Annotated in this window: 23 protein-coding genes and 1 pseudogene; 8 read left to right on the top strand and 16 right to left on the bottom strand. The window is 71.4% G+C overall.

The genetic code is table 11. From position 1 onward, the window contains the following. Positions 1 to 88: 88 nt before the first annotated feature. The 7 genes from J7E93_RS11320 to J7E93_RS11350 form a co-directional block, all read right to left on the bottom strand. Complete coding sequence (locus J7E93_RS11320) at positions 89 to 1,309, bottom strand: hypothetical protein (RefSeq protein ID WP_251066397.1); 1,221 nt, start codon at positions 1,307 to 1,309, stop codon at positions 89 to 91. Next, positions 1,306 to 1,992, bottom strand: coding sequence for a SigE family RNA polymerase sigma factor (locus tag J7E93_RS11325; protein ID WP_215068035.1), 687 nt, complete (start codon positions 1,990 to 1,992; stop codon positions 1,306 to 1,308). The genes J7E93_RS11320 and J7E93_RS11325 overlap by 4 nt, the downstream gene beginning before the upstream one ends. A gap of 278 nt (positions 1,993 to 2,270) precedes the next feature. Continuing rightward, complete coding sequence (locus J7E93_RS11330; RefSeq protein WP_215068042.1) at positions 2,271 to 3,359, bottom strand: aspartate-semialdehyde dehydrogenase; 1,089 nt, start codon at positions 3,357 to 3,359, stop codon at positions 2,271 to 2,273. Positions 3,360 to 3,369: 10 nt separating this feature from the next. Further along, positions 3,370 to 4,641, bottom strand: coding sequence for an aspartate kinase (locus J7E93_RS11335; RefSeq protein ID WP_215068044.1), 1,272 nt, complete (start codon positions 4,639 to 4,641; stop codon positions 3,370 to 3,372). Positions 4,642 to 4,885: 244 nt separating this feature from the next. After that, complete coding sequence (locus tag J7E93_RS11340) at positions 4,886 to 5,563, bottom strand: DUF5063 domain-containing protein (protein WP_215068046.1); 678 nt, start codon at positions 5,561 to 5,563, stop codon at positions 4,886 to 4,888. A gap of 56 nt (positions 5,564 to 5,619) precedes the next feature. Beyond that, a complete protein-coding gene (gene recR, locus J7E93_RS11345; protein ID WP_215068047.1) occupies positions 5,620 to 6,219 on the bottom strand; it encodes a recombination mediator RecR in 600 nt (199 codons plus the stop codon). A 55-nt stretch (positions 6,220 to 6,274) separates the two neighbouring features. Beyond that, the gene (locus J7E93_RS11350) at positions 6,275 to 6,610 is read right to left on the bottom strand and encodes a YbaB/EbfC family nucleoid-associated protein (RefSeq protein ID WP_215068248.1); all 336 of its coding nucleotides are present in this window, start codon (positions 6,608 to 6,610) and stop codon (positions 6,275 to 6,277) included. Between the two features lie 271 nt (positions 6,611 to 6,881). On the opposite strand from J7E93_RS11350, the gene J7E93_RS11355 reads away from it, so the two are divergent. Then, complete coding sequence (locus J7E93_RS11355) at positions 6,882 to 7,604, top strand: SLATT domain-containing protein (RefSeq protein WP_251066414.1); 723 nt, start codon at positions 6,882 to 6,884, stop codon at positions 7,602 to 7,604. Positions 7,605 to 7,710: 106 nt separating this feature from the next. On the opposite strand, the gene J7E93_RS11360 is transcribed toward J7E93_RS11355, so the two are convergent. The 3 genes from J7E93_RS11360 to J7E93_RS11370 form a co-directional block, all read right to left on the bottom strand. Beyond that, a complete protein-coding gene (locus J7E93_RS11360) occupies positions 7,711 to 8,361 on the bottom strand; it encodes a hypothetical protein (protein WP_215068051.1) in 651 nt (216 codons plus the stop codon). 135 nt (positions 8,362 to 8,496) lie between these two features. Then, a complete protein-coding gene (locus J7E93_RS11365) occupies positions 8,497 to 9,198 on the bottom strand; it encodes a GntR family transcriptional regulator (protein ID WP_215068053.1) in 702 nt (233 codons plus the stop codon). Between the two features lie 69 nt (positions 9,199 to 9,267). Further along, complete coding sequence (locus J7E93_RS11370; protein ID WP_215068055.1) at positions 9,268 to 10,629, bottom strand: aspartate aminotransferase family protein; 1,362 nt, start codon at positions 10,627 to 10,629, stop codon at positions 9,268 to 9,270. 226 nt (positions 10,630 to 10,855) lie between these two features. Between J7E93_RS11370 and J7E93_RS11375 the strand changes: the two genes are divergently transcribed. From J7E93_RS11375 to J7E93_RS11385, 3 genes are all read left to right on the top strand, one after another. Beyond that, positions 10,856 to 11,482: a DJ-1/PfpI family protein gene (locus J7E93_RS11375; protein ID WP_215068057.1), complete on the top strand. Its 627-nt coding sequence runs from the start codon at positions 10,856 to 10,858 to the stop codon at positions 11,480 to 11,482. Beyond that, positions 11,479 to 11,940 carry a MarR family winged helix-turn-helix transcriptional regulator gene (locus tag J7E93_RS11380; RefSeq protein WP_215068059.1) on the top strand — a complete coding sequence of 154 codons (462 nt, stop codon included), beginning with the start codon at positions 11,479 to 11,481 and terminating at the stop codon, positions 11,938 to 11,940. Before J7E93_RS11375 ends, J7E93_RS11380 begins: the two co-directional genes overlap by 4 nt. Positions 11,941 to 12,201: 261 nt before the next feature. Next, positions 12,202 to 12,516 carry a hypothetical protein gene (locus J7E93_RS11385; protein WP_215068061.1) on the top strand — a complete coding sequence of 105 codons (315 nt, stop codon included), beginning with the start codon at positions 12,202 to 12,204 and terminating at the stop codon, positions 12,514 to 12,516. Positions 12,517 to 12,591: 75 nt separating this feature from the next. On the opposite strand, the gene J7E93_RS11390 is transcribed toward J7E93_RS11385, so the two are convergent. Continuing rightward, positions 12,592 to 13,479: a glycoside hydrolase family 19 protein gene (locus J7E93_RS11390; protein WP_215068063.1), complete on the bottom strand. Its 888-nt coding sequence runs from the start codon at positions 13,477 to 13,479 to the stop codon at positions 12,592 to 12,594. Positions 13,480 to 13,744: 265 nt separating this feature from the next. Continuing rightward, positions 13,745 to 14,689 (bottom strand): NADP-dependent oxidoreductase, encoded by a 945-nt coding sequence (locus tag J7E93_RS11395; protein ID WP_215068065.1) that lies wholly within the window; start codon positions 14,687 to 14,689, stop codon positions 13,745 to 13,747. 263 nt (positions 14,690 to 14,952) lie between these two features. Between J7E93_RS11395 and J7E93_RS11400 the strand changes: the two genes are divergently transcribed. Beyond that, the gene (locus J7E93_RS11400; protein ID WP_215068067.1) at positions 14,953 to 16,806 is read left to right on the top strand and encodes a serine/threonine-protein kinase; all 1,854 of its coding nucleotides are present in this window, start codon (positions 14,953 to 14,955) and stop codon (positions 16,804 to 16,806) included. A gap of 61 nt (positions 16,807 to 16,867) precedes the next feature. Here J7E93_RS11400 and J7E93_RS11405 read toward each other — a convergent pair whose 3' ends face one another. From J7E93_RS11405 to J7E93_RS11415, 3 genes are all read right to left on the bottom strand, one after another. Further along, entirely contained in the window at positions 16,868 to 17,203 is a 336-nt protein-coding gene (locus J7E93_RS11405; protein ID WP_215068069.1) for a hypothetical protein, read from the bottom strand. Then, a complete protein-coding gene (locus J7E93_RS11410) occupies positions 17,200 to 17,736 on the bottom strand; it encodes a DUF6232 family protein (RefSeq protein ID WP_215068071.1) in 537 nt (178 codons plus the stop codon). The genes J7E93_RS11405 and J7E93_RS11410 overlap by 4 nt, the downstream gene beginning before the upstream one ends. Before the next feature lie 167 nt (positions 17,737 to 17,903). After that, entirely contained in the window at positions 17,904 to 18,800 is an 897-nt protein-coding gene (locus tag J7E93_RS11415) for a LysR family transcriptional regulator (RefSeq protein WP_215068074.1), read from the bottom strand. A gap of 87 nt (positions 18,801 to 18,887) precedes the next feature. Between J7E93_RS11415 and J7E93_RS11420 the strand changes: the two genes are divergently transcribed. After that, entirely contained in the window at positions 18,888 to 19,718 is an 831-nt protein-coding gene (locus J7E93_RS11420; RefSeq protein WP_215068076.1) for an oxidoreductase, read from the top strand. 79 nt (positions 19,719 to 19,797) lie between these two features. Here the strand turns inward: J7E93_RS11420 and J7E93_RS11425 are convergent, their stop codons facing one another. Next, positions 19,798 to 21,081, bottom strand: coding sequence for an adenylosuccinate synthase (locus tag J7E93_RS11425; RefSeq protein ID WP_215068078.1), 1,284 nt, complete (start codon positions 21,079 to 21,081; stop codon positions 19,798 to 19,800). 142 nt (positions 21,082 to 21,223) lie between these two features. Between J7E93_RS11425 and J7E93_RS11430 the strand changes: the two genes are divergently transcribed. Next, a complete protein-coding gene (locus tag J7E93_RS11430) occupies positions 21,224 to 22,021 on the top strand; it encodes a diacylglycerol kinase (RefSeq protein ID WP_215068080.1) in 798 nt (265 codons plus the stop codon). Between the two features lie 85 nt (positions 22,022 to 22,106). Further along, positions 22,107 to 22,444: pseudogene (locus tag J7E93_RS11435) on the top strand (ABC transporter permease); the annotation flags it as partial. Positions 22,445 to 22,455 lie beyond the last annotated feature (11 nt).

Genomic DNA, 22,455 nt, shown 5'->3' on the forward strand with positions numbered 1-22,455 from the left:
GGGCGCGGGTGGGCGCGGCGCGGAGTGTGCGCGGCGCGACGACGTGCGCGGGTGCGCGACGACGTGCGCGGGTGCGCGGGGGGCGCGGCTACGACGCGTCCAGCACTCCGGTGCGGTAGATCGTTCCGGCGCAGGCGTTCGGGATCGTCGTCGCGGCCGCGGGGCTGCCCGGCTCCGCGGTGTGGCTGACGGCGACGGAGCCGTCCGCCGGTGTCCCGTCCTCGGTGACCAGCTGGGGCGCCGTGTTCTCGCCCGTCGAGTCCGTGCCGCTCGATCCCGCGCTCCCTGCCGAGGTGCCACCGCCGTCGGGGGTCGTACTGGGGTCCGGGGAGGTGCCCGTGGTCGGGCAGGTCTCCGTGGGCACCCAGGCGAACCGCACCTCGTAGGCGTTGTCCGGCTTCAGGACCAGCGTGGGGGATTCCTGCGAGGGGTCGGGCAGTCCGCTCGCCGGGTCTCCGGCCGCGTGCTCCACGACCGAGATCTTGGACGGGTCCGCCGCTCCGTGCGTCTGGAAGCCGACGCTGCCGGCGCCGCTCACCACGCAGTCCGTGCCGGAGATGTTGGCGATGCGGAAGGTGCCGTAGACCTTCCCCTCCGCGTCGGGGCTGCCCGCCTGGACGGAGCTGACGCCGAGCTGGCCCGCCTCGCACACCGGCGAGGACTCCGGCAGGGACTCCGCCGGCTCCGTCGCGTCGGAGCCCGCGCCGCCGGTCTTGTCCGTCACGGCCTCGGTGGGCCGGCCCCCGCCCGCGACCTCGCCCTGGCTCGGGCTCGCGGCGCCGGTCGGCGTGGCCGCGGTCTTCTCGCCGCCCTCGACACCGGTCTCGGCGCCGGTGCCCGTACCGCCCTGCGCCTGCTGGCCGTGACCGGCGTTCACCGGCTGGTCGGCGACGATGCCGCCCGAGTTGGCCACGTGCACGAACGCCGGCACCGCGGTGCCGATCAGCACCGCCGCCGCGGCGACGCCGACGAGGGCCTGCCGCTTGCGTGCGCGCCGCGCGGGCACCGCACGGCGCAGATGGTCGAGCGCGCCCTCGGAGGGCTGGAGGTCCGCCACCGCGCCCTGGAGCAGGCGCCGCAGCGCCGGCTCCTCGCCGGCGAAGAGGCCCTGCCCTTCCTCGTCCCCGAGGGGGCCGTCGCCTCCTGGGCGGTCCTCGGCCCTCGCCTTGTCCGGCCCGTCGTTCACAATCTCGTGTCCCATGTCGTCGCGTTCGCCGTCGGGCAGCCCACTCGTACCGCCGGGTTCCGTACCGCCGGGTTCCGTACCGCCGGAGCTCATGCCGCCGGAGCTCATGCCGTCGGAGCTCATGCCGTCGCCTCCATCGCGACGCGCAGCGCCGCGATGCCACGCGAGCCGTACGCCTTCACAGAACCCAGGGATATGCCCAGCGTCTCGGCGACCTGGGCCTCCGTCATGTCCGCGAAGTACCGCAGGACCAGCACCTCGCGCTGCCGCCGCTGGAGCCCGCGCATCGCCTTGATGAGCGCGTCCCGCTCCAGCTGGTCGTACGCCCCCTCCTCTGCGCTCGCCATGTCCGGCATCGGCTTGGAGAGCAGCTTGAGACCGAGGATGCGGCGCCGCAGCGCGGAGCGCGAGAGGTTGACGACCGTCTGGCGCAGATAGGCGAGCGTCTTCTCCGGGTCCCTCACCCTGTTACGGGCGGAGTGGACGCGGATGAACGCCTCCTGGACCACGTCCTCGCAGGAGGCCGTGTCGTCGAGGAGCAGCGCGGCGAGACCGAGCAGTGAGCGGTAGTGCGCGCGGTAGGTCTCGGTCAGATGGTCGACGGTGGTGCCCGCGGCCGTGGTGGCGTCGGAGGCCATGGTGTCGTCAGCGCCCGCGCGCGGCGACGGGATGCCGGTCACCCCGGCCGTCCGGGTTCTGGCGGGCATGGGGGCGATCACCGGCATGCCGCCGGCCGGACGCGGGCGCCTGAGCGGGCGCACGCCGCGGAGCGGGACCACCGCTGCGATGTCGAGTACCTCTGCCACGCCTGTTGGACACGCTTCCCCCCGTCAGGGTTGTACGCGTACGCCACCGTCTTTGACGGTGTGCAGTTCGCCCTCATGCGCACACGCTCTTCCCCAATGCCCCGTTTTCGCCGCACGTCGTGCGGCACACCGCATAGGCGCCCGCAGAGACGCACCCCGCCCAACTACCGGTTGCAGTAAGGGGGAAAAGCATCCTCGAACATGGCATCGCCCCAGTTCAAGAGCGTTTTGCTGGTGACTTGATCACAGGGACTTCACCGATCCTACAAAACGAACGGTCAGCCGACGCCGATTTCCGGACGCTCCGCTCGATCTCCCCGATCCGGCCGGATGACGGACTCGGCGATCTGCAGGGCGTTCAGCGCCGCGCCCTTGCGCAGGTTGTCGCCGCAGACGAAGAACTCGAGCGCCCGCTCGTCGTCCATCGAGCGGCGGACCCGCCCCACCCAGGTGGGGTCCGTGCCCACGACGTCGGCGGGGGTGGGGAAGCCGCCCGCGGCCGGATCGTCGTAGAGCACCACACCCGGCGTGGTCGCCAGGATCTCGTGCGCGTGCGCCACCGTGACCGGGCGCTCGAATCGCGCGTGGACGGAGACGGAGTGCGCCGTCATCACCGGTACGCGCACGCAGGTGGCGGCGACCGGCAGGCCGGGAAGGCCGAGGATCTTGCGGGTCTCCGCGCGGATGCGCAGCTCTTCGGAGGACCAGCCGTCCTCCATCGGCGTCCCGGACCAGGGGAGCACGTTGAGGGCGACCGGCCCGGGGAAGGGCCCGGTGGCGTCGCCGACGGCCCGCCGCACATCACCGGGACGGTTGCCGAGCTCGGTCCCGGCCACCAGCGACAGCTGCTCCCGCAGGGCGGCGACACCCGCCTGCCCGCCGCCGCTCGCGGCCTGCTGGGCGGTCACCACCAGCTCCCCGACGCCGAACTCGGCGTGCAGGGCGCCCACGGCGACGATCAGCGCCAGCGTGGAGCAGCCGGGGCTCGCGACGATCCCGCGCGGCCGTACCCGTACCGCGTGGGGATTGATCTCGGGGACCACCAGCGGCACGTCCGGATCCGCCCGGAACGCCACAGAGGTGTCCACGACCACCGCGCCCTTGGCCGCGGCGATCGGCGCCCACTGCGCCGCCACGTCCTCGGGCGCGAGGAAGAGGGCGAGGTCGACGCCCTCCAGGACGTCCTCGCTCAGCGCGAGGACCTCGGTCTCCTCCCCGCGCACGGCCAGCTTGCGGCCGGCCGAGCGGGGGGAGGCGACGAGTCGGATGTCGCCCCAGACGTCGGCGTGCTGCGACAGGAGCTGGAGCATGACCGCGCCGACGGCTCCGGTCGCTCCCACGACCGCGAGCGTCGGCTTGCGGTTCATCGGCGGCACGTCACCGGCCGGTGCCGCCGTAGACGACGGCCTCGTCCGAGTCGCTGTCCAGACCGAAGGCGGTGTGGACGGCGGTGACGGCCTCGTTCACATCGTCCGCACGGGTGACGACCGAGATACGGATCTCGGAGGTCGAGATCAGCTCGATGTTCACACCCGCGTCGGACAGCGCCTGGAAGAAGGAGGCGGTGACGCCCGGGTTCGTCTTCATACCGGCGCCGACCAGCGAGATCTTGCCGATCTGGTCGTCGTAGCGCAGCGAGTCGAAGCCGATCGCGCCCTTCGCCCGCTCCAGGGCGTCGATGGCCTTGCGGCCCTCCGCCTTGGGAAGGGTGAAGGAGATGTCCGTCAGACCGGTGGAGGCGGCGGACACGTTCTGCACGATCATGTCGATGTTGATCTCGGCGTCCGCGACGGCCCGGAAGATGGCCGCTGCCTCGCCCGGCTTGTCCGGCACGCCGACGACGGTGATCTTCGCCTCGGAGGTGTCGTGGGCGACACCGGAGATGATGGCCTGCTCCACCTTGCGGTCCCCTTGCGGTTCGTTGCTGACCCACGTGCCCTGCAGCCCGGAGAAGGACGAACGGACGTGGATCGGGATGTTGTAACGGCGTGCGTACTCGACGCACCGGTGCAGCAGCACCTTGGAGCCGGAGGCGGCGAGCTCCAGCATGTCCTCGAAGGAGATCCAGTCGATCTTCTTCGCCTTCTTCACCACGCGCGGGTCGGCCGTGAACACACCGTCGACGTCGGTGTAGATCTCGCAGACCTCGGCGTCGAGCGCGGCGGCCAGCGCCACGGCCGTGGTGTCGGAACCGCCACGCCCCAGCGTGGTGATGTCCTTCTTGTCCTGGGACACGCCCTGGAAGCCGGCCACGATCGCGATGTTGCCCTCGTCGAGGGCGGTACGGATCCGGCCCGGCGTGACATCGATGATGCGCGCTTTGTTGTGGACCGAGTCGGTGATGACACCGGCCTGGCTGCCCGTGAAGGACTGGGCCTCGTGGCCCAGGTTTTTGATCGCCATGGCCAGCAGGGCCATGGAGATCCGCTCTCCCGCGGTCAGCAGCATGTCGAATTCACGCCCGGCAGGGATCGGGGATACCTGCTCGGCGAGATCGATCAACTCGTCCGTCGTGTCGCCCATCGCGGAAACCACGACGACCACCTGGTGGCCGTTCTTCTTGGCATCCACGATCCGCTTGGCGACGCGCTTGATGCCCTCGGCATCGGCAACGGAGGAGCCTCCGTACTTCTGCACGACAAGGCCCACGTGCGCTCCTCGCTCGGTCTCTGCCGCAGTCATCACTGCGGTCGGCTCAGTCTAACGAGCAGCCCGGAATCGCCGACCGTATATCACATCCTGAGATGTCCCGCTCAGAACGTGATCACGGCCGCTGGCCCGGACTGCCCGTGGTCGACCCCCTGCCCCGAGGAGAGCGCGGTACGCGAAGGTGTGGGAGGGGTCACAGGACGTGGGCCCCGCACACAGGTGGCCCGGGACCCCGCAGGAACCCTCAGGATCCCTTCAGCGAGCCCTTCAGGGCTCCGAGGCCCAGCGGCGCCGCGATCTCCTGCGCCATGACCCGGCCCGCCTCCTCCGCCAGGTCGTCCTCCGCCAGGTCCTCGTCGATGTCGAGGCCGTCCAGCTCCGCCAGCGGCTGGTCGAGGCGGACGTGGGAGACCAGGGACTGCAGGGCACGCAGCGTCCCGGACGCGGTCGGTCCCCAGTTGGAGAAGTACGAGAACTGCCACCACCACAGCGCCTCGGTCGTCCGGCCGGCCCGGTAGTGCGCCAGGCCGTGGCGCAGGTCCGTGACGATGTCGGCGAGGTTGTCGGAGATCCGGCAGGGGACCGGCGCCTTGCGCGGCTCGTAAGGGTCGAAGACCTCCGAGAAGACGTCCACCGGCTCCAGGAGCACCGCGAACCGCATCCGCAGCTCGTCGACGTCCACGTCAGGGCCCGTGTCCGGCTCGTACCGCTCGTCCGGAAGGATGTCCTCGTGCGCTCCCAGGCGGCCGCCCGCGAGCAGCAGCTGGGAGATCTCCAGGAGCAGGAACGGCACCGCACTGTCGGGCTCGTCGCCCTTGGCCACTTCTGTGGTGGCCACGATGAAGGACTCGATCGAGTCGGCGATCTGGACCGCGAAGTCGTCCGGATCCTGCGTGATGGAGTGCAGCGTGGCGTCAGACATCGAGGGTGCCTCCCTTGTGCTCACGAGTGAGCGCACGAGCCGTGTCGGCCCTGTCGTCATACATCTAGCAGGCGCCGCCCCTCGAAGGCACGGCCCAGCGTGACCTCGTCCGCGTACTCCAGATCGCCGCCGACCGGGAGACCGCTCGCGAGACGCGTGACCTTCAGTCCCATGGGCTTGATCATCCGCGCCAGGTACGTCGCGGTGGCCTCGCCCTCCAGATTCGGGTCGGTCGCCAGGATCAGCTCGGTGACCGTGCCGTCCGCGAGCCGCGTGAGCAGCTCACGGATGCGCAGGTCGTCCGGGCCGACGCCCTCGATCGGGCTGATCGCGCCGCCGAGCACGTGGTAGCGCCCGCGGAACTCACGCGTCCGCTCGATCGCCACGACGTCCTTCGGCTCCTCGACCACACAGATGACCGACAGGTCCCGGCGCGCATCGCGGCAGATGTTGCACTGCTCCTGCTGCGCCACGTTGCCGCAGACCGCGCAGAACCTGACCTTTTCCTTGACCTCCAGGAGCGCGTGCGCGAGACGGCGCACGTCCGTCGGCTCGGCCTGGAGGATGTGGAAGGCGATCCGCTGCGCGCTCTTGGGACCGACGCCGGGCAGCCTGCCCAGTTCGTCGATGAGGTCCTGAACCACGCCTTCGTACAACGGAACGCCCTTCCGGGGAGTGCTTGATTCTTACGGTAGTGGCTGCCGGGGCGGCTTAGAAGCCCAGGCCCGGCATTCCGCCGAGGCCCTGCGTCAGCGGGCCGAGCTTGGCCTGCTGCAGCTGCTGCGCGTTGTCGTTGGCGGCCTGGACCGCGGCCACCACCAGATCGGCCAGCGTCTCGGTGTCCTCCGGGTCGACGGCCTTGGGGTCGATCACCAGGCCGCGCAGCTCGCCGGAGCCGGTGACCGTCGCCGTCACCAGGCCGCCGCCCGCCTGCCCCTCGACCTCGGTCGCGGCGAGCTCCTCCTGGGCGCGCGCGAGGTCCTGCTGCATCTTCTGGGCCTGCTGGAGGAGCTGCTGCATGTTGGGCTGGCCACCACCGGGGATCACGGTCACTCACTCCTGGTGTCTTCGCTGACGACTGTTCGGTACGCCGAGCCTACGTGGTCCATGCCGCCGCTGCCGCACAACTCTTTCGAGTGAGAAACTGCGGGCTCCTCTACCTGATCAAGGCCCCCTTGCGGGCGGAAATACCGGGATTCCGGGTCCACAGCCCACCATTCGGCGGTAGGAAGGGCAGGCACCACGTGCACCGCAGGTCACAGAAGGACATGAGCGCCGAGCTGAACAGAGGAGTGCCCCGGTGAGCCAGCAGCCGGAGATGCAGCCGCCGCACCCGCCGGCGGGACAGCCCGGAGGCGCCGCCGCGAGCCGCGATCTGACCGGGACGCCGTTCCCGCTCGGCGACTGGGGCGAGCCCGCGGAGCGTCTGGACGAGCTGTACCGCTGGGTCGAGTCCAACGCGCTGCGTACGGCGGAGTGGTACCTGTCCGACCGGGTATGGAAGCGCCGCTGCGCACGTGTGCTGCGGATCGGTACGGCGCTCGGCGTCATCGCGGGCGCGGCGCTGCCGCTGCTCGACCTCACGGGGGTCGCGGACGGCGCGGCCGGGTGGGGGTACCTCTCCCTGCTGCTCGGTGCCGCGTGCATGGCGTGCGACCGGTACTTCGGGCTGACGTCCGGCTGGATAAGGGACGTGGCGACCGCGCAGGCCGTGCAGCGCCGACTGCAGGCACTGCAGTTCGACTGGGCCTCGGAGAGCGTCCGCGAGGTCCTCGGGCCGACGGAGGGGACGGCGAGCGAGGCGGCGGAGCGGTGCCTGGGGGTGCTGCGCCGGTTCTCGGAGGACGTGACGGAGCTGGTGCGGGCGGAGACGGCGGACTGGATGGTGGAGTTCCGCTCCGGCCCGGCGACGCTGGCCCTCCAGTCGGTGGGCGCGGGCCCGTCCCGCCCGGAGGGCGGCCCACCCGCATCGGCCCGCTTCCCGCTGCCGCCGGGCACCCGCCCGAACATGCCGCGCCAGAGGCCGCCGGAGCCCCGCTGAAGGGCCGCCCCCGGACCCGGGGGCGGGCCTCAGGAGCACCGCGGCGGCACGGGGGCAGCACGGGGCAGCACGCCGCGGGGACGAATCAGCGGCGAACGGGCGCGGATCAGCTGAGGATGATCATCGAGCCCTGCCCGAGGCTCCTCGTGGCCGCCGCGTGCAGCCCCAGCCACACATGACGCTCGCGCGCGAAGGGACTGTCGTCGTACGCGATGGGTCCGGCCGGTTCCTCTAGCGCGGTCGGCCGCTCGGGCGGCAGCGGCGCGGCCGGCGGGTTGGCCGGGTCGATCCCGATCGAGGGCGCGACGAACTCCAGCTCACGCAGCAGCCCGTGCGAGGAGCCCAGCGGCCCACCGCCCTCGAGCAGTTCGTCGTTGAAGAGCGGTGCCGGGAAGTCCACCGGGACGTACGCGCCGGCGTGGTCGTAGTGCCAGACCAGGTGGGACTGCTGGGCGGTCGCCTCGAACATCTCCAGGAGCTGTTCGTAGTCACCACCGAGCTCGTCGACCGGTTCGACGGCGAGACCGCACATCCGCAGCAGGTAGGCACGGCGAAGGAAGTGCAGGGCGTCGTAGTCGAACCCGGCGACGGGCGCCACATCACCGGAGAGCCCCGGCATGTAGGCGAAGACGGGGACGGTGGGCATTCCGGCCTCGGTGAGGGCCTGGTCGTAGGCGGCGATCTCTTCGGCGAAGGGGTTGTCGGGGCTGTGGCACAGCACGTCGACGAGGGGGACCAGCCACAGGTCACAGGCCAAGGGAGGCTCGCTCTCCGTCAGTTGCAGGGACGGCCAGGGTAGTCGGCGCGGTCGGCGTCGCACACCCGCTGGTGACCTGCCCCTCGGCGCCCCCGGTCAACCCGCCGTGTTCACCTCGCGGGTTCGCCCGGTGGTTCACCGGGCGAGCCGCTCCAGCCGGTCCGCCCACTCCAGCGACTGCGTGTTGTACTCCCGTACGACCGCGATCGCCGCGTCCGCGTCGCCGAGCGTCAGCGCGTCGACGAGATCCACGTGCCCGCTCCACAGCCAGCCGACCACATCCCGGTCGGAGCGCAGATACGGCACGGAGAAGACCCACGCCTGGACGCGGAGGCGGTGCAGGAAGTCGGCGATGTAGTCGTTGGCGGAGACCAGCCGTGCCAACTCGCGCCAGTAGCGGATGTCGTACCCGATGAGGATGTCCAGATCCCCGGCGCGGGCCGCCCGTACCGCCGCCTCGCCCCGGCGCCGCACCGAGACGAGCGCGACCCCGCGCCCCACGTCGGGCTCTGAAGAGGCGGAGGGTGGGGCGGAGACCTGGCGGCGGAAGATGCCGTCGACGACGAGCATGCGGGCCTCGACCATCCCGCGGTAGTCGTCGACCGAGAACTGGTGCACCCGGAAGCCGCGGTGCTGGTCGGAGTCGAGGAGCCCCTGCGCGGAGAGGTCGACGAGGGCTTCGCGCACGGGGGTCGCGGACACGCCGTACTGCTCGGCGATCTGCTTGACGGTGAATTCCTCCCCCGGCCCCAGACGCCCAGCGAGGACTTCGTCACGCAGCGCGTCCGCGATCTGCTGCCGCAGGGTGTTGCGGGTGACAGCTCCGCTCGCGGGCATGATGGTCGGCCCCCTCCGTCCGGTTCCGGGACACCCTAGACCAGACGGAGGGAAACCCCCGCGTACGCGTTACGCGGTGTGCTCGTCGGCCACGCTCAGCGCCGCGTCGAGGGCGGCGAGGCCCTCCTTGGCCTCGGCCTCGGAGACGTTGCAGGCGGGGACGGCGTGGGTCCGGTTCATGTTGATGAAGGGCCACAGGCCGTGCTTCTTGGCCGCCGCGCCGAAGGCCGCCATGGGGGCGTTGGCCTCACCGGCCGCGTTGTACGGGACGAGCGGCTCGCGCGTCTCCTTGTTCTTGACGAGGTCGAGCGCCCAGAACACGCCCAGGCCGCGCACCTCGCCGACCGAGGGGTGACGCTCGGCGAGCTCGCGCAGGCCGGGGCCGAGGACGGTCTCGCCGATGTGGGCGGCGTGCTCGACGACCTTCTCCTCCTCCATGACCTGGAGGGTGGCGACGGCGGCGGCGCAGGCCAGCGGGTGCCCGGAGTAGGTGAGACCGCCCGGATAGGGCCGCTTGTCGAAGGTGGCGGCGATCTCGGCGCTGATGGCGACACCGCCGAGCGGTACGTACCCCGAGTTCACGCCCTTGGCGAAGGTGATCAGGTCGGGCACGACGTCGAAGTGCTCGGCGGCGAACCACGCGCCGGTACGGCCGAAGCCGGCCATGACCTCGTCGAGGACGAAGACGATCCCGTACTTGTCGCAGATCTCGCGGACGCCGGCGAGGTAGCCGGGCGGCGGGGTCATGATGCCGGCGGTGCCGGGGACGGTCTCCAGGATGATCGCGGCGATGGTGGCCGGGCCCTCGAAGGCGATGGTGTCCTCCAGGTGCGCGAGGGCGCGCTCGCACTCCTGCTGCTCGTTCTCGGCGTAGAACGGCGAGCGGTAGAGGAACGGCGCCCAGAAGCGCACGACGCCGGCGGAGCCGGTGTCGGAGGCCCAGCGGCGCGGGTCACCGGTCAGGTTGATCGCGGTGGAGGTGGCGCCGTGGTACGAGCGGAAGGCGGAGAGCACCTTGTGGCGGCCCGTGTGCAGACGGGCCATCCGGACGGCGTTCTCGACGGCCTCGGCGCCGCCGTTGGTGAAGAAGATCTTGTCCAGGTCACCGGGGGTGCGCTCGGCGATGAGGCGTGCGGCCTCGGAGCGTACGTCGATGGCGAAGGCGGGCGCGAAGGTGGTGAGCTTCGCGGCCTGCTCCTGGATGGCGGCGACGACCTTGGGGTGCTGGTAGCCGATGTTGGTGTAGACGAGGCCGCTGGTGAAGTCGAGGTAGCGGTTGCCGTCGTAGTCCCAGAAGTACGAACCTTCGGCGCCGGCGACGGCGAGCGGGTCGATCAGGCCCTGGGCGGACCAGGAGTGGAACACGTGCGCACGGTCGGCGGCCTTCACGGCAGCGCCGGTCTGGGGGTCGGGTTCGACATGAGGGGTCATGGGGCCAGGGTAAGGATGCGCAGGTCGGAGCGGCCATGACCATCTTGTCCACCGAGACCGACCCCGACGCGACACGTTGTGGGCAGAGGATTCCGGATTTCGACTCTTGACAGTAAGCTGTCGTAATGACAGCCTTCTGTCATAAGGCATGGAACGGCACGACACGGCACCGACACGGCGCCACCGATCAGGCACGAACGGCACCCGACCACCTCAGGAGCCCACGATGTCCCGCACCGTCCACCTCGCCGTCTACGACGCCCTCGCCGACTGGGAGACCGGCCACGCCACCGCCTGGCTCGCCCGCGCCGGTTACGAGATCCGTACGGTCGGCCCCACCACCGAGCCGGTCACCACCATCGGCGGCCTGCGCATCACCCCGGATCTCGCCCTCGAAGAGCTGCGGCCCGAGGACACCGCGCTCCTGATCCTCCCGGGGGGCGACCTCTGGGACACCGGGGACGAACTCGCGCCCTTCGCGGCCAAGGCCCGCACGCTCCTCGACTCCGGTGTCCCGGTCGCGGCGATCTGCGGCGCCACCGCCGGCCTCGCCCGCGAGGGCCTCCTCGACGACCGCGCGCACACGAGCGCCGTCTCCTTCTACCTCGCCGCCACCGGCTACAAGGGCGGCGAGCACTACGTCGACACGGACGCGGTCACGGACAAGGGCGGTGACGGCACCGGCGACCTGATCACGGCCGGACCCACCGAACCCGTGGCGTTCGCCCGCGAGGTGCTGGGAAACATGGGCGCCTTCGAGGGCGAGAAGCTCGACGCCTGGTACCGCCTCTTCCACGACTCGGACCCGGCCGCGTACGAGACCCTCAACGCCGAAGAAGAAGACGGCTCGTGAGCCGTGAGCAGCAGAACGCCCTCTCCCGCACCGCGCTCGGCGTGTTCCGCCTGAACGGCCAGTTTCTCGCCGTGTCCGAGAAGCTGGCCGAACCGGCCGGTCTGACGGCGGCCTGGTGGCAGGTCCTGGGCGCCGTCCTGCGCGAGCCCCTGCCCGTCGCCGGGATCGCCCGGGTCATGGGCATCACCCGCCAGAGCGTCCAGCGGATCGCCGACCTCCTGGTGAACCAGGGCCTCGCGGCGTACGAACCGAACCCCGCCCACCGCCGCGCCAAGCTCCTCACCCCGACCCCCGAGGGCCGCGCGGCGATCAGCCGCATCGACCCGGGCCACGCGGACCTCGCGGCGCGCCTGACGGAGGAGCTGGGCGGGCTCCAGGCGTTCGAGGAGACGGTACGGGTCCTGGAACGGCTGTCGGCGGCGCTGGAGAGGGTGGCGGAGGACATCTCCGTAACGTGAGGGTGAACCCATGCGGGCCTGGCCGGCATGGTGTCATCCGGAGAGCAGCTCGCAGACGGCGCTGCGCAGCAGCAGCGGGTGCACGAACCCGCAGGGCTGACGTACAGAAGGTGTCCCGAACAGGTCCGAGCCGCGTCCGGGACACCGGCGTACATGTCCCGGACGGCGAAGGGCCTTTCGCCCGCTCCCGTCAGGCGACCAGAGTGGCGCCCCGTCGGGCCCCGGAACCCCGGGACCCAAGCGACGGAGGAGTCACTCAGCATGATGGTTCGCACGTTGTTCGCGAGCGCCGGGGTGGGTGCCGTGCTCGCGCTGGGCGCCATGGCCGCTCCGGCGCAGGCCGCTCCCGCAGCGTCCACGCCGGGACAGGCGTCGGTGTCCGATGTCGTGATCATGTCCTGCCCGCCCCCGCCCACCTCACCGGCGCCCCGAGCGGGCTACCGCTGCCTGTCGTCGTACTCGACCGAGGCGCAGTGCAATACCGGTGTCCAGCGCCACATCGCCGGCACGCCCGCGACCTCGGGCTACTGCCAGAGGAGCGGCGCGAGCTGGTGGGGCTTCGTCAACAAGTACTGACGAACACAGCGGTTCCCGGGGCCCTGTGCCGAGGGTCCCGGGAACCGGCGCGTCCACCCGGGGCGTAAAGGGATGTCAGCAGTACAGGTTCGCGCCCGTCGGCACGCCCAGGATCTGGGTGAACTGCTGGTACTTGCTCACCCGGCTCTGGACCTGCGCCGGGTTCTTGCCGTCGCACTCCAGCGCGCCGTTGATCGAGCGGATCGTCTGGCCGAAGCCCGCGCCGTTGACCATGGCGTTGTGACCGGTCATCGTGCCGGGGCCGTTCTGGGTGTTCCAGTACCAGAGGCCGGTCTTCCAGGCGACGGCCGCCTCACGCTCGACGCGGTAGGGGTTGTTGAGGAGGTCGATGCCGAGAGCGTCGCCCGCGGCCTTGTAGTTGAAGTTCCACGAGAGCTGGATGGGGCCGCGGCCGTAGTAGGCGGCCTGGCCGGCGGGGCAGCCGTACGGCTGGCCGCTGTCGCAGTAGTGCGGGTAGTTGGCGGTGTTCTGCTCGACGATGTGGACCAGGCCGCCGGTCTCGTGGCTGACGTTGGCGAGGAAGGCCGCGGCCTCCTGCTTCTTCACGGTGTCGCTGCCGGTGTTCGCGAAGGCCGGGTACGCGCCGAGGGCAGCCGTCAGGCCGCTGTACGTGTAGAAGGAGTTCCGGCTCGGGAACATCTGGTTGAACTGGGCCTCGCTGACGACGAATCCGGAGGGGCTGGGCGTCGGGGTCGTACCGCCGCCGCAGGTGCCCTCGTCGCGCCAGACGTCGGAGGTGCCGGGGCGTTCGTTCTGGGTCCACCACTTCGCGTACCAGTTGTGGCCGTTGTACGAGGAGGTCATGCCGCCGGTGTAGACGCTGGAGGAGTTCCATGCCGTCACACAGGCGGGCGCCGCGCCGGCCGTGGTGGCGGGCAGGAACACGGCGAGTCCGACGGCGGTACAGAGAGCCGACATGAGGATGAGCAGGCGTCGCAGCATGCGCTGGTCCTTCCGTGGGGGAAGGCCAGCCAAGCGCCCTTGGTCTGGACCTGTCAAGGTCTAGACCAGCTTTTGTGACACCCGCCCGTCCGCTTCGTCATCGGTCGGGTGTGCGCTCCAACGGAAATGTCGGCAGGGCCCGTTCGGTCTTGGCCGCGGCTCCATCAGGTGCGGCGCCGGCCCGGTTCAGCGGTCGGGCGGGGGACGGCACCCCGCTGGACCACACGGGTGTCGTCTCCCGCCCGACGGCGGCTTCGGTCCCGGCTCAGATCAGGAGGACGAGACGGCCCGGCCGATGGCCCGCCTCCACCCTGCGGTGGGCCTCCGCCGCCTCCTCCAACGGCATGACGTCCGCCACCCGGGTCATCAGCTTCCTGGCCGCCACCTGCTCCAGCATCTCCTTCAACCGCGCGCGGTCCGGCCTGCCCCGCACCGCCGAGACCGAGATGCCCCGCTCGGTGACGGGCATCCGCTCCTGCAAGGCCGAGACGAAGACACCGTCGTCCTTCAGGGTCGGCAGCAGGGGGTCGCCGATCAGCGCCGCGTCGAAGACGCCGTCCACCTGTTCCGGGACGGACGTCAGCGCGTCCGTGATCACGTCCGCCGGCGCGCCCCGGGGCACGGGCAGGACGTGCCCGGCGCCGAGCACACCGAGTTCGTACTCGTCGCCCGGGAGGCCGAGAGCGACCACCCGGAGGCCGTCCGCCACCGCGTGCTGCACCGCGAACCGCCCCACCACGCCACTCGCGCCCGTGACGAGCACGGTCGAGCCCGAAGGGAGCCCCATGTGGTCGATCGCCTGTCGAGCCGTCAGGGAGGACAGCGGCAGCGACGCCGCCGCCGTGAAGTCCACGTCGTCCGGGATCGGGGCGAGCCACTCCGGCTCGACCAGGATGATCTCCGCATAGGTGCCCTGGCCGCCCGTCTCCATCCAGGGCACGAACCCGGCCACGCGGGTTCCCGCCGGCAGCCCGGCCACCGGGTCCAGGAGCGTGCCCGCGAAGTCGGAGCCGAGGACGAACGGCGGCATGAGGTCACCGAGAGCGGCGGCCCGCCCACCGGAGCGGATCTTCAGGTCCTCCTGGTTCACGGAGGCCGCCTTCAGACGCACGCGTACCCGACCGGGGATCTCGCCGGGCTCGGGCTCGGGCCGGCGGGCCATCCGCAGAACCTCGGGGCCGCCGTAGGCGGTCACTTCGACGACACGCATGGGGTTCCTCTCCGACGGGCCCCCTCGTCGCCATTACACCCACGCTCCCCACCCCCGGCAACCGCTGTCCGGCCACCTGAACGAACGGAGAACCCCTGGTGGCGGCGCGCGGCACCGCCCCCTGCCCCGCACGGGCGTCCGTACCCGCGCGGTCATCCGTCGCCGGAACCCCGCCTCGCTACGCCCAAGGGTCCGCGGATCCGCGGTGAAGGCCGGGAACAAGGGTGAGAACCGGCGGGGGCCGTCTGGCATCCTCTTTCGACGTGGAGCCATTGAACGCGGAAGACCCGGTCAGCATCGGTCCGTTCCGCCTGCTCGGCCGACTCGGCGTCGGCGGGATGGGCCGGGTGTTCCTGGCGCGTTCGTCGGGCGGCCGGACGGTCGCGGTGAAGGTCGTGCACACGGAGCTGGCGGCGCAGGACGAGTTCCGGCGCCGGTTCGCCCGTGAGGTCGCCGCCCTGGAGCGGGTCGGCGGCACGGGCACGGCCCCGGTGCTCGGTTCCGACACGGCGGCCGAAGCACCCTGGGTGGCCATCGGCTACGTCGCCGGACCGTCGCTGCGGGCCGTGGTGGGCGACGAGTTCGGGCCGCTGCCCGCCACGACCGTACGGGCGCTGGCGGCCGGACTCGCGGCGGCACTCACCTATGTACACCAGGCCGGGCTCGTCCACCGCGACCTCAAGCCCTCCAATGTCCTGCTGACGGTCGACGGCCCCCGGATCATCGACTTCGGCATCGCCCGCGCCGTCGACACCGTCACCGACGGCGGGCTGACCAGCACCGGCGCGGTGGTCGGCTCCCCCGGCTTCATGTCCCCGGAGCAGGTCCGGGGCGAGAAACTGACTCCGGCCTCGGACATCTTCTGCCTCGGCTCGGTCCTCGTGTACGCGGCGACCGGCCGCTCCCCGTTCGGTACGGCGGACAGCGGCGTCCACGCCACGATGTTCCGCATCGCCCACGACGAGCCCGACCTGACCGGCCTCGCGCCCGAGCTCAGCGGTCTGGTACGGGCCTGTCTCGCCAAGGACCCCGCCGCCCGGCCCTCTGCGGGCGAGCTCGTCGCGGCGATCACCGTCCCCGACCCGTGGCTGCCGGCCGAGGTCCTGACCCGCCTCGGCCGCCACGCGGCCCAGCTCCTGGAGGCGGAGGCCGCGGCGGAGGCGACCAGCGCCGACGCGGCGGGCGGCGACCCCACACCCGTACCGGCCCCGAAGCCGCCCCGGCCGCGCCGCACCGGGCTGATCGCGGCCGCCGCCGCGCTCGCCATGGCCGTGGCGGCCTCTGTGACGTACGTCTTCTGGCCGGACCCCTCCACGGGCACCGACGAGCAGAAGAACCGCCCCCGCGGCCAGACCGGTGACGTGTCGGCACGCCCGGCCGGGATCGTCCCCGCCGCGTTCATCGGGGCCTGGGAGGGCGTCCAGCGCGGTTCCTCCGACCATCCCCGGGAGACGGCCCGGATCGAGATCAGCCAGGGGGCGGCCGGCGCGAAGACCGCCGTCTACGTCCAGGTGAACGACGAGCGGCTCTGCATGGGGCGCTCCCGCCTCGTGTCGGCCGACGAGGACAAGGTGGTCCTGGGCGAGTCCGACGTGACCACCAGCATCCCCGCCCAGCGCTGCGTCCCGGCCGCCCATCAGACGCTCACCCTGCGCTCCCCCGACGTCCTGGAGTGGACCTCGGGGGCCGCGAAGGCCACCTTCCGCAAGGCGCGGACCGGCGCGAACATCGTGCCGACGGCGTTCGTCGGCTCCTGGAAGACGGAACCCGACCCCGAGGTCTTCGGCCCCGACGTCGACCGCTACACCGACGAGGTGACGATCACCCAGGGCCCGATCGGCGCCCCCCTGATCAGTTTCCTGCGCGGCTTCCCCCGCCAGGACGACGAGGGCAACGCCACCGCCGACTCCGTCAGCTGCACCTCGACGGCCCTCCTCGCCGGCGCAGGCACCCCGCTGATCATCGGCCCTACGACCTCCGACCCGGAATCCTCCGACCGCGACTGCGAAGCCACCGGCACGTCCGGCTACCTGATCATCGACCGCTTCGAGGGCCGCGAGCGCCTGCGCCTCTACCCGATGGCCGACGCGGAGCCCGGCGAGTACTACCGCCGCTGAGGAGTGTCCGCAAAGCACCGCCGTCCGCCCGAAGGGCGGGGCGAGGGTTTACGGACACGACCTAGGCTCCCAGCAGTTCGAGGAGGGCGCGGACGGAGTCGAGGACGGGCTGGCCGATCGCGCCCGCCGTCGCCGCGATGCCCGCGACCGCCATGAGGGCGCGGTGGCGTTCCCTCGGCGGTACGTCGGCGGCGGGGGCGAGGGCCGGGAGCGCCTCGTCGATGGACTGGGCCGCGAGCGGAGGCACCTGGGCGCGCAGGTCCTGGAGGAGCCGGAGCAGTTCCTGGACGGCCGAGTCCAGGGTCGGGGAGGGTGTCGTCCCGTAGTTGACGATGCCCTGGTTCCCCTGACCTCCGTACATGTTGACGGTGGGCCCGTAGTAGTGGTCGCCGCTCATGAGTTGCTCACTCCGGTGTTGCCGTTGCCGCCGTACATGTTGACGTTGTCCCCGAAGTAGTAGTTGCTGGGGCTGATCGTCAGGGTCTCCACCCGTACCTGGAACTCCGCCTCCGGATTCTCGATCGCGTGGGCGATGGAGCGGACGAGTTCGTGCAGCTGGCCCGGGTTCCGGGAGGTGACCAGGGCGATCGAGGGGCCGGAGGTCTCGCAGGCGAGGACGAAGTGGGACTTCGCGATGAGTACGGAGATCATGTCCCCGACGGCGTAGAGCAGGAAGCCGACGGCGCAGACCCAGACGAAGTCGAGAACCCCCTCGCCGTCACCGGAGTCGAAGCGCGAGATCGCGGCGATCAGGCTGAGACCGATCGCCGTGAGGACCGTGAACGCGATCCTTTTCAGACAGCGGACGACGGCGTCCTTGCGCCGCGGGTGCAGCATGAAGGTGTAGACGCGGGCGATGTTCTGCAGCGGGTAGCAGGCTCCGCCGACCCAGAGCAGCCGCTTGCTGACCCGCACGTCGATACCGCTCACGTACCCGGCCGCCGGAGCGGGCGGAGCATGAGGCGGTGGCGGTGGCGGTGGTGGCGGCAGCGGTGTCCCTGTGGTCTCGTCCATCTCTCCCCCTGACGTGGGCCCTTGTCACGCGATGAAGAGCCATTAAGCACGCGCCCCACCGACACCACAAGCCGGTTGGCGGCTCAGGAGCGGGTTTCGGCCGCGGCCTTCGCGTAGGCGCGGACGAGTCCACGGGTGTCGTCGGCGCGCCAGGCGAGAGCGAACCGGGTCGGTGTCAGGCCGTGGACGGGCAGGGTGACGACCCCGCCCCTGGTGAGCAGCGGCGCGTTGCCCGCGGCCACCAGACAGACGCCGAGGCCGTCGACGAGTGCCTCGTACGTCTCGTCCGTACTGGCGATTTCGGCGCCGACCACCGGGGGGCGCCCGTCGCGGGCGTCGAGGGCCAGCCAGTGGTCGCGCAGTTCGGGGGTGGCCGCCGGGAGGGCGAGGAACGGCTCGTCGAGCAGCTCGGCGAAGTCGACGCTCTCGCGGCCGGCCAGCGGGTGGGTCTCGGGCAGCGCGACCAGCCGTGGTTCGGTGGCGACCACCACCCAGCGGTACCGCTCGGATCCGGCCAACGGCAGCCAGACGAAGGCGACATCGCTCGTCCCGTCGGCGAGACCGGCCGTCGGGTCCTCCCAGCCCACCTGGCGCAGCTTCAGCCGGGCTCCGGGATGCGCCTCGGTGAAGCGGGAGCGGATCGCGGGCAGCAGACCGCCCCGGCCGGGGCTCGTACTCATCCCGACGACCAGCGTGCTGCTCGCGGCCTCCTTGGCGCCGCGGACCACGGCCCAGGCCTCCTCCCCCGCGGCGAGCACCGCGCGGGCGTGCGGCAGCAGGGCCGTACCGACCGGGGTCAGACGCACGCCCTGCCGGTCGCGGTCGAAGAGCACCACGCCGAGCTGCCGCTCCAGGGCCCTGATCTGCTTGCTGAGCGCCGGCTGGGAGACGTAGAGCCGCTCGGCGGCCCGGGTGAAGTGGAGCTCCTCGGCCACGGCGACGAAGTACCTCAGGTCCCGCCCGTGCACGTCCATAACCATGGGTTATCACGATGAACCTTGGACGGGCAACACCCTTGTCCCGCACGCTTGTTGTGACACCGCGAGAACGAACGAGGGAGTACGGGCATGAGCAAGGTCTGGCTGATCACCGGCGCGAACAGCGGCTTCGGACGCGCCTTCGCCGAGGCCGCCGTCGGGGCCGGCGATGTCGTCGTGGCCGCCGCCCGCCGCGTGGGGACGCTGGACGACCTGGTGGCCGCCCACCCCGACCAGGTCGAGGCTGTCGCCCTCGACGTCACCGACACGGCGGCGATCGACGCGGTCGTGGGTGACATCGCGGCGCGCCACGGCCGTATCGACGTCCTGGTGAACAACGCCGGCCGCACCCACGTCGGTTCGGTCGAGGAGACCGGCGACGCCGAGCTGCGCTCGCTGTTCGACGTGCACGTCTTCGGCCCGGCGGCGCTGACCCGCGCGGTCCTGCCGCACATGCGGGCGCGCCGCTCGGGGGCGATCGTGCAGCTCAGCAGCGTGGGCGGGCAGATGTCGATGGCTGGTTTCGGTGCCTACAGCGCCACCAAGTTCGCCCTGGAGGGGATGTCGGAGGCGCTGGCCGCCGAGGTGCGCCCGCTCGGCATCGACGTCCTGATCGTGGAGCCGGGCGCCTTCCGTACGAGCCTGTTCGGCAACCACAGCCTGAGCGAGGACGGGATCGCCGACTACGCGGACACGGTGGGTGCGACCCGCCGCTACGTGGAGACCGGCAGCGGCACCCAGGCCGGCGACCCCGCGAAGGCGGCGGCGGCGGTCCTGGCGGCCCTCGACGCGGAGGAGACGCCGCTGCGGCTCGCACTCGGCGAGGACTCGATCGACACGATCTACGCGCACCTGGAGCAGGTCCGCGGGGACCTCGCGGCCTGGGAGAAGGTCGGCCGGAACACCCAGCTGGACGCCTGACGACGAGCAAGGGCCCGCACCCCGGGAAGACCGGGGTGCGGGCCCTTCCACGTCACCGCCTGCGGGAACGCGTCACCGCTTACAGGAACGAGTTGATCTCGATCGTCTCGGTCCGGCCGGGGCCGACGCCGATCGCGGAGATCGGAGCGCCCGACATCTCCTCCAGGGCCTTCACGTACGCCTGCGCGTTCTTCGGCAGGTCGGCGAAGGTCTTGGCCTTGCTGATGTCCTCGGACCAGCCCGGGAGCATCTCGTAGACCGGCTTCGCGTGGTGGAAGTCCGTCTGCGAGTACGGCAGCTCCTCGACGCGCTTGCCGTCGATCTCGTACGCGACACAGACCGGGATCTGCTCCCAGCCCGTCAGCACGTCGAGCTTGGTGAGGAAGAAGTCGGTCAGCCCGTTGACGCGGGTCGCGTAGCGGGCGATGACCGCGTCGAACCAGCCGCAGCGACGGTCACGGCCGGTGGTGACACCGCGCTCGCCGCCGATGCGGCGCAGCGCCTCGCCGTCCTCGTCGAACAGCTCCGTCGGGAACGGGCCGGCGCCGACGCGGGTGGTGTACGCCTTGAGGATGCCGATGACCCGGCTGATCTTCGTCGGGCCCACACCGGCGCCGGTGCAGGCGCCGCCCGCGGTCGGGTTCGAGGAGGTGACGAAGGGGTATGTGCCGTGGTCGACGTCGAGCAGGGTGCCCTGGCCGCCCTCGAAGAGCACGACCTTGTCGTCGTCCAGCGCCTGGTTGAGGATCAGGGTGGTGTCGGCGACGTACGGCTTGATCTGCTCCGCGTACTGGAGCATCTCCTCGACGATCTGGGCGGCGTCGATCGCGCGGCGGTTGTACAGCTTGGCGAGGAGCTGGTTCTTGCCCTCCAGCGCCGCCTCGACCTTCTGGTTGAGGATCGACTCGTCGTACAGGTCCTGGACCCGGATGCCGACGCGGTTGATCTTGTCCGCGTAGGTCGGGCCGATACCGCGGCCGGTCGTGCCGATCTTGCGCTTCCCGAGGAACCGTTCCGTCACCTTGTCGAGTGTGACGTTGTACGGCGTGATGAGATGCGCGTTGCCGCTGATGAGGAGCTTGGACGTGTCGACGCCGCGCTCGTTCAGCCCGCTCAGCTCGGAGAGCAGGACCGCCGGGTCGACGACGACACCGTTTCCGATCACCGGGGTGCACCCCGGGGAGAGGATTCCGGAAGGGAGAAGATGCAGCGCGTACTTCTGGTCGCCGACGACGACGGTGTGGCCGGCGTTGTTGCCGCCCTGGTAACGCACTACATAGTCAACGGATCCACCGAGGAGGTCGGTGGCCTTTCCCTTGCCCTCGTCACCCCACTGAGCACCGAGCAGCACAAGTGCGGGCACAGGCGTACACCCCTTCCGGGCGGGGCATGTCAAGGTCAGCGGGCGTCCGCCGCCTCACCGGTGTGCCCCGGAATAGACGAAGCCCCTGGCGCAATAGCGCAAGGGGCTCTTGCACAAAGATGCTACCCGAGGAAGGACCGAGGTGTCGGCTCACGACCAGCTGCTGGTGGTCATCGACCCGGTCGCCCGCCGAAGTGACGGCGAGTCCGTACGGATCGCGAAAGATGTGCTGTGTGGGGGAGCCGAAGCGAAGATCTGCCTGCCGGACAGCCCGGAAGAATTCTCCCGGGCCCTTGCGCGGCGGGGCTCCCGGCGCCTCGTGGTGGTCGGTGACGACCGCAGTCTGCTCCGCACGGTGACGCTGCTGCACCGGGAGCGTGAGCTCGCGGACGGGGCGCTCTCCCTCGTGCCGATCGGTTCCCCGGGATCCCTGGAAGTGGCCCACGCGCTCGGCGTGCCGCAGAACGCGGTGGCGGCCGCCCGGGCGGTCCTCGACGGGGTCGTACGCCGGCGGGACCTGCTGGTCGACGACAGCGACGGGGTCGTCCTGGGCGACCTGAGCATCCCGGCGGTACGGGTCGCGGCGGCCGCACCGCCGACCGTCTGGGACACCTGCCGCTCCCTGGTCCGGACCCTGGTCCGGCCGGCCCCCGCGCCCTTCGCGGTCCGCACGCACCGGCTGCGGGTGGAGGCGGACGGCGTGCTGCTCAACGACGTGGACGCACCGGTGGAGGGGGTGACGGTCCGCTCGCTCGACGGAGTGGCGGACATCACGGTCCATCCGCCGTCCTCGCCGGCCTTCCACACGGGCGCGCACAGCTTCACGGTCTCGGGCCCGGACTTCCGCTACCGGGCCGATTCCGTGGTCTCGGGCCCGGTCCGCCGCCGGACCTGGTCGGTCCGGCCGGAGGCGTGGGGGCTGACGCTGCCGAAACGCTAGGCCGGGTCCCTAGGAGGCGCCCTTCGCCTCCTTGCGGGCGCGTCGGCGGTCCATCATCCCGAGCATCTCCTTCTGGAGGAACTCGGTCCTCGGCGCCTCGCTGGTCCAGCTCCCCGCGATCTGGACCCTCGCGGGACTCGCCGTCCTGCTCTGGGGCGCCTTCCCCAAGGCCGCCGTCGCCGCGTGGGGCGTGGCGGGCCTGTCCCTGGCCTCGGCTGGATCGGCCCGGCGCTGGACCTGCCCCGGTCGGTCCTGAACCCCTCCCCCTTCGGCCACCTGCCGAGGCTCCCCGGCCAGGAGATGGCGTGGGGTCCGGTACTGGTCCTGACGGCCCTGGCGGTGGCGCTCGTCACGGCGGGCCTGGCGGTGGCGCTCGTCACGGCGGGCCTGGCGGGGCTGCGGCGCCGGGACGTACTGATCTGACGCTCCCGGGG

The sequence above is a fragment of the Streptomyces sp. ISL-36 genome (genome assembly GCF_018614205.1).
Lineage (GTDB): Bacteria > Actinomycetota > Actinomycetes > Streptomycetales > Streptomycetaceae > Streptomyces.

Excerpts from the sequence above, each read along its gene's own strand:
- J7E93_RS11320 (WP_251066397.1), bottom strand. The coding sequence starts at position 1,309 with ATGAGCTCCGACGGCATGAGCTCCGGCGGCATGAGCTCCGGCGGTACG.
- J7E93_RS11330 (WP_215068042.1), bottom strand. The coding sequence starts at position 3,359 with ATGAACCGCAAGCCGACGCTCGCGGTCGTGGGAGCGACCGGAGCCGTC.
- J7E93_RS11340 (WP_215068046.1), bottom strand. The coding sequence starts at position 5,563 with ATGTCTGACGCCACGCTGCACTCCATCACGCAGGATCCGGACGACTTC.
- J7E93_RS11355 (WP_251066414.1), top strand. The coding sequence starts at position 6,882 with ATGCAGCCGCCGCACCCGCCGGCGGGACAGCCCGGAGGCGCCGCCGCG.
- J7E93_RS11365 (WP_215068053.1), bottom strand. The coding sequence starts at position 9,198 with ATGCCCGCGAGCGGAGCTGTCACCCGCAACACCCTGCGGCAGCAGATC.
- J7E93_RS11370 (WP_215068055.1), bottom strand. The coding sequence starts at position 10,629 with ATGACCCCTCATGTCGAACCCGACCCCCAGACCGGCGCTGCCGTGAAG.
- J7E93_RS11375 (WP_215068057.1), top strand. The coding sequence starts at position 10,856 with ATGTCCCGCACCGTCCACCTCGCCGTCTACGACGCCCTCGCCGACTGG.
- J7E93_RS11385 (WP_215068061.1), top strand. The coding sequence starts at position 12,202 with ATGATGGTTCGCACGTTGTTCGCGAGCGCCGGGGTGGGTGCCGTGCTC.
- J7E93_RS11390 (WP_215068063.1), bottom strand. The coding sequence starts at position 13,479 with ATGCTGCGACGCCTGCTCATCCTCATGTCGGCTCTCTGTACCGCCGTC.
- J7E93_RS11395 (WP_215068065.1), bottom strand. The coding sequence starts at position 14,689 with ATGCGTGTCGTCGAAGTGACCGCCTACGGCGGCCCCGAGGTTCTGCGG.
- J7E93_RS11405 (WP_215068069.1), bottom strand. The coding sequence starts at position 17,203 with ATGAGCGGCGACCACTACTACGGGCCCACCGTCAACATGTACGGAGGT.
- J7E93_RS11415 (WP_215068074.1), bottom strand. The coding sequence starts at position 18,800 with ATGGTTATGGACGTGCACGGGCGGGACCTGAGGTACTTCGTCGCCGTG.
- J7E93_RS11420 (WP_215068076.1), top strand. The coding sequence starts at position 18,888 with ATGAGCAAGGTCTGGCTGATCACCGGCGCGAACAGCGGCTTCGGACGC.